This is a genomic window from Pseudomonas oleovorans subsp. oleovorans, from assembly GCF_002197815.1.
In the GTDB taxonomy this organism is placed as follows: domain Bacteria; phylum Pseudomonadota; class Gammaproteobacteria; order Pseudomonadales; family Pseudomonadaceae; genus Aquipseudomonas; species Aquipseudomonas oleovorans.
The window spans coordinates 1-5260 of record NZ_NIUB01000072.1 but is presented as its reverse complement, the minus strand read 5'-3'; the positions used below and the strand labels follow the sequence as shown (position 1 = coordinate 5260).

At 52.1% G+C, this 5260-nt stretch carries 2 tRNA genes and 3 rRNA genes; all 5 read right to left on the bottom strand.

Annotated features, from left to right (window positions below):
* Nucleotides 1–12 precede the first annotated feature (12 nt).
* Nucleotides 13–128: ribosomal RNA gene (rrf, locus tag PSOLE_RS23145) — 5S ribosomal RNA — on the bottom strand.
* Nucleotides 129–277: 149 nt separating this feature from the next.
* Nucleotides 278–3170 (bottom strand): 23S ribosomal RNA (locus PSOLE_RS23140).
* A gap of 258 nt (nt 3171–3428) precedes the next feature.
* Nucleotides 3429–3504 (bottom strand) — tRNA-Ala (locus tag PSOLE_RS23135).
* Nucleotides 3505–3526: 22 nt separating this feature from the next.
* Nucleotides 3527–3603 (bottom strand) — tRNA-Ile (locus PSOLE_RS23130).
* 85 nt (nt 3604–3688) lie between these two features.
* Nucleotides 3689–5225 (bottom strand): 16S ribosomal RNA (locus PSOLE_RS23125).
* Together the 16S, 23S and 5S rRNA genes with 2 tRNA genes alongside form the textbook arrangement of a ribosomal RNA operon.
* Between the last annotated feature and the right edge of the window lie 35 nt (nt 5226–5260).

Here is a 5260-nt window from a genome sequence, read left to right as displayed (position 1 = left end):
TTTCGTATAGGAGCTTGACGATGACCTACTCTCACATGGTGAAGCACCACACTACCATCGGCGATGCGTCGTTTCACTACTGAGTTCGGGATGGGATCAGGTGGTTCCAACGCTCTATGGTCGTCAAGCAATTCGGTTGGGATCTCGCGGTTAGGCGCTATCCCTTGGATACGTGATAGATGATTTGTAGTTCTTGCAAATTTTCGGCTTTCTGTCGACTTCACCATCGACACCCTCTGTCTCCGGCTTATACCTTCGCAGATTGTTTGGGTGTTATATGGTCAAGCCTCACGGGCAATTAGTATGGGTTAGCTCAACGCCTCACAGCGCTTACACACCCCACCTATCAACGTCGTAGTCTTCGACGGCCCTTCAGGGAGCTCAAGGCTCCAGTGAGATCTCATCTTGAGGCAAGTTTCCCGCTTAGATGCTTTCAGCGGTTATCTTTTCCGAACATAGCTACCCGGCAATGCCACTGGCGTGACAACCGGAACACCAGAGGTTCGTCCAACCCGGTCCTCTCGTACTAAGGTCAGCCCCTCTCAAATCTCAAACGTCCACGGCAGATAGGGACCGAACTGTCTCACGACGTTCTAAACCCAGCTCGCGTACCACTTTAAATGGCGAACAGCCATACCCTTGGGACCGGCTTCAGCCCCAGGATGTGATGAGCCGACATCGAGGTGCCAAACACCGCCGTCGATATGAACTCTTGGGCGGTATCAGCCTGTTATCCCCGGAGTACCTTTTATCCGTTGAGCGATGGCCCTTCCATACAGAACCACCGGATCACTAAGACCTACTTTCGTACCTGCTCGACGTGTCTGTCTCGCAGTCAAGCGCGCTTTTGCCTTTATACTCTACGACCGATTTCCGACCGGTCTGAGCGCACCTTCGTACTCCTCCGTTACTCTTTGGGAGGAGACCGCCCCAGTCAAACTACCCACCATACACTGTCCTCGATCCGGATAACGGACCAGAGTTAGAACCTCAAGGTTGCCAGGGTGGTATTTCAAGGATGGCTCCATGAGAACTGGCGTCCCCACTTCAAAGCCTCCCACCTATCCTACACAAGCAAGCTCAAAGTCCAGTGCAAAGCTATAGTAAAGGTTCACGGGGTCTTTCCGTCTAGCCGCGGATACACTGCATCTTCACAGCGATTTCAATTTCACTGAGTCTCGGGTGGAGACAGCGCCGCCATCGTTACGCCATTCGTGCAGGTCGGAACTTACCCGACAAGGAATTTCGCTACCTTAGGACCGTTATAGTTACGGCCGCCGTTTACCGGGGCTTCGATCAAGAGCTTCGCTTGCGCTAACCCCATCAATTAACCTTCCGGCACCGGGCAGGCGTCACACCCTATACGTCCACTTTCGTGTTTGCAGAGTGCTGTGTTTTTAATAAACAGTCGCAGCGGCCTGGTATCTTCGACCGGCATGGGCTTACGCAGTAAATACTTCACCCTCACCGGCGCACCTTCTCCCGAAGTTACGGTGCCATTTTGCCTAGTTCCTTCACCCGAGTTCTCTCAAGCGCCTTGGTATTCTCTACCTAACCACCTGTGTCGGTTTGGGGTACGGTTCCTAGTTACCTGAAGCTTAGAAGCTTTTCCTGGAAGCATGGCATCAACCACTTCGCATTCTAAAAGAACGCTCGTCATCAGCTCTCGGCCTTAAGATCCCGGATTTACCTAAGATCTCAGCCTACCACCTTAAACACGGACAACCAACGCCGTGCTGGCCTAGCCTTCTCCGTCCCTCCATCGCAGTAACTAGAAGTACGGGAATATTAACCCGTTTCCCATCGACTACGCATTTCTGCCTCGCCTTAGGGGCCGACTAACCCTGCGTCGATTAACGTTGCGCAGGAAACCTTGGTCTTTCGGCGTGCGAGTTTTTCACTCGCATTGTCGTTACTCATGTCAGCATTCGCACTTCTGATACCTCCAGCAAGCTTCTCAACTCACCTTCACAGGCTTACAGAACGCTCCTCTACCGCTCATCCAAAGGATGAACCCGTAGCTTCGGTGTATGGTTTGAGCCCCGTTACATCTTCCGCGCAGGCCGACTCGACTAGTGAGCTATTACGCTTTCTTTAAAGGATGGCTGCTTCTAAGCCAACCTCCTAGCTGTCTAAGCCTTCCCACATCGTTTCCCACTTAACCATAACTTTGGGACCTTAGCTGACGGTCTGGGTTGTTTCCCTTTTCACGACGGACGTTAGCACCCGCCGTGTGTCTCCCGTGCTGACACTTGCTGGTATTCGGAGTTTGCATCGGTTTGGTAAGTCGGGATGACCCCCTAGCCGAAACAGTGCTCTACCCCCAGCAGTGATACACGAGGCGCTACCTAAATAGCTTTCGAGGAGAACCAGCTATCTCCGAGCTTGATTAGCCTTTCACTCCGATCCACAGGTCATCCGCTAACTTTTCAACGGTAGTCGGTTCGGTCCTCCAGTCAGTGTTACCTAACCTTCAACCTGCCCATGGATAGATCGCCCGGTTTCGGGTCTATACCCAGCGACTAAAGCGCCCTATTAAGACTCGCTTTCGCTACGCCTCCCCTATTCGGTTAAGCTCGCCACTGAATATAAGTCGCTGACCCATTATACAAAAGGTACGCAGTCACCCAACAAAGTAGGCTCCCACTGCTTGTACGCATACGGTTTCAGGTTCTATTTCACTCCCCTCTCCGGGGTTCTTTTCGCCTTTCCCTCACGGTACTGGTTCACTATCGGTCAGTCAGTAGTATTTAGCCTTGGAGGATGGTCCCCCCATGTTCAGACAAGGTTTCTCGTGCCCCGTCCTACTCGATTTCATTGATAAGAGCGTTTCGTGTACGGGGCTATCACCCACTACGGCGGCACTTTCCAGAGCCTTCCACTACACTCAAATCAACTTAAGGGCTAGTCCCCGTTCGCTCGCCACTACTTAGGGAATCTCGGTTGATTTCTTTTCCTCAGGGTACTTAGATGTTTCAGTTCCCCTGGTTCGCCTCTTGCACCTATGGATTCAGTACAAGATACCCGGCTTGTGCCGGGTGGGTTCCCCCATTCAGAGATCTCTGGATCACAGTCTGTTTGCCGACTCCCCAAAGCTTTTCGCAGGCTACCACGTCTTTCATCGCCTCTGACTGCCAAGGCATCCACCGTATGCGCTTCTTCACTTGACCATATAACCCCAAGCAATCTGGTTACTGTCTCAATCGTGAAGACGACATTCGCCGAAAATTTGCGTCTTGAGAACTACAAATTTTACCTTGACCAGATCAATTGCCAGTGAAAGCAATTAATCAGTCACTTCTATCACATATCCAAATTTTTAAAGAACGATATTCGTACCGGTCAAAAGACCAGAAATCAGCACTCAACAGGACAAACCTGAAGCGCTCATTTCTGAACTCTTTAACACTCACCGCAACACGAGAGAGTGGTGGAGCCAAGCGGGATCGAACCGCTGACCTCCTGCGTGCAAGGCAGGCGCTCTCCCAGCTGAGCTATGGCCCCGTATTCTTCTGCACCAAGCAATTGGTAGGTCTGGGCAGATTTGAACTGCCGACCTCACCCTTATCAGGGGTGCGCTCTAACCAACTGAGCTACAGACCTATAACAGGGTCGCGTTACAGCATCGTCTTCGACTATGAATCAAGCAATTCGTGTGGATACTTATGAAGAAGCTGATGTCTTCGATTAAGGAGGTGATCCAGCCGCAGGTTCCCCTACGGCTACCTTGTTACGACTTCACCCCAGTCATGAATCACTCCGTGGTAACCGTCCCCCCGAAGGTTAGACTAGCTACTTCTGGAGCAACCCACTCCCATGGTGTGACGGGCGGTGTGTACAAGGCCCGGGAACGTATTCACCGTGACATTCTGATTCACGATTACTAGCGATTCCGACTTCACGCAGTCGAGTTGCAGACTGCGATCCGGACTACGATCGGTTTTATGGGATTAGCTCCACCTCGCGGCTTGGCAACCCTTTGTACCGACCATTGTAGCACGTGTGTAGCCCTGGCCGTAAGGGCCATGATGACTTGACGTCATCCCCACCTTCCTCCGGTTTGTCACCGGCAGTCTCCTTAGAGTGCCCACCATTACGTGCTGGTAACTAAGGACAAGGGTTGCGCTCGTTACGGGACTTAACCCAACATCTCACGACACGAGCTGACGACAGCCATGCAGCACCTGTGTCTGAGTTCCCGAAGGCACCAATCCATCTCTGGAAAGTTCTCAGCATGTCAAGGCCAGGTAAGGTTCTTCGCGTTGCTTCGAATTAAACCACATGCTCCACCGCTTGTGCGGGCCCCCGTCAATTCATTTGAGTTTTAACCTTGCGGCCGTACTCCCCAGGCGGTCAACTTAATGCGTTAGCTGCGCCACTAAGTTCTCAAGGAACCCAACGGCTAGTTGACATCGTTTACGGCGTGGACTACCAGGGTATCTAATCCTGTTTGCTCCCCACGCTTTCGCACCTCAGTGTCAGTATCAGTCCAGGTGGTCGCCTTCGCCACTGGTGTTCCTTCCTATATCTACGCATTTCACCGCTACACAGGAAATTCCACCACCCTCTACCGTACTCTAGCTCGCCAGTTTTGGATGCAGTTCCCAGGTTGAGCCCGGGGCTTTCACATCCAACTTAACGAACCACCTACGCGCGCTTTACGCCCAGTAATTCCGATTAACGCTTGCACCCTTCGTATTACCGCGGCTGCTGGCACGAAGTTAGCCGGTGCTTATTCTGTCGGTAACGTCAAAACAGCAAGGTATTAGCTTACTGCCCTTCCTCCCAACTTAAAGTGCTTTACAATCCGAAGACCTTCTTCACACACGCGGCATGGCTGGATCAGGCTTTCGCCCATTGTCCAATATTCCCCACTGCTGCCTCCCGTAGGAGTCTGGACCGTGTCTCAGTTCCAGTGTGACTGATCATCCTCTCAGACCAGTTACGGATCGTCGCCTTGGTGAGCCATTACCTCACCAACTAGCTAATCCGACCTAGGCTCATCTGATAGCGCAAGGCCCGAAGGTCCCCTGCTTTCTCCCGTAGGACGTATGCGGTATTAGCGTTCCTTTCGGAACGTTATCCCCCACTACCAGGCAGATTCCTAGGCATTACTCACCCGTCCGCCGCTAAATCAGGGAGCAAGCTCCCTTCATCCGCTCGACTTGCATGTGTTAGGCCTGCCGCCAGCGTTCAATCTGAGCCATGATCAAACTCTTCAGTTCAATACTGCTTGGGTTTTGAGAAAACCCTAAACTTG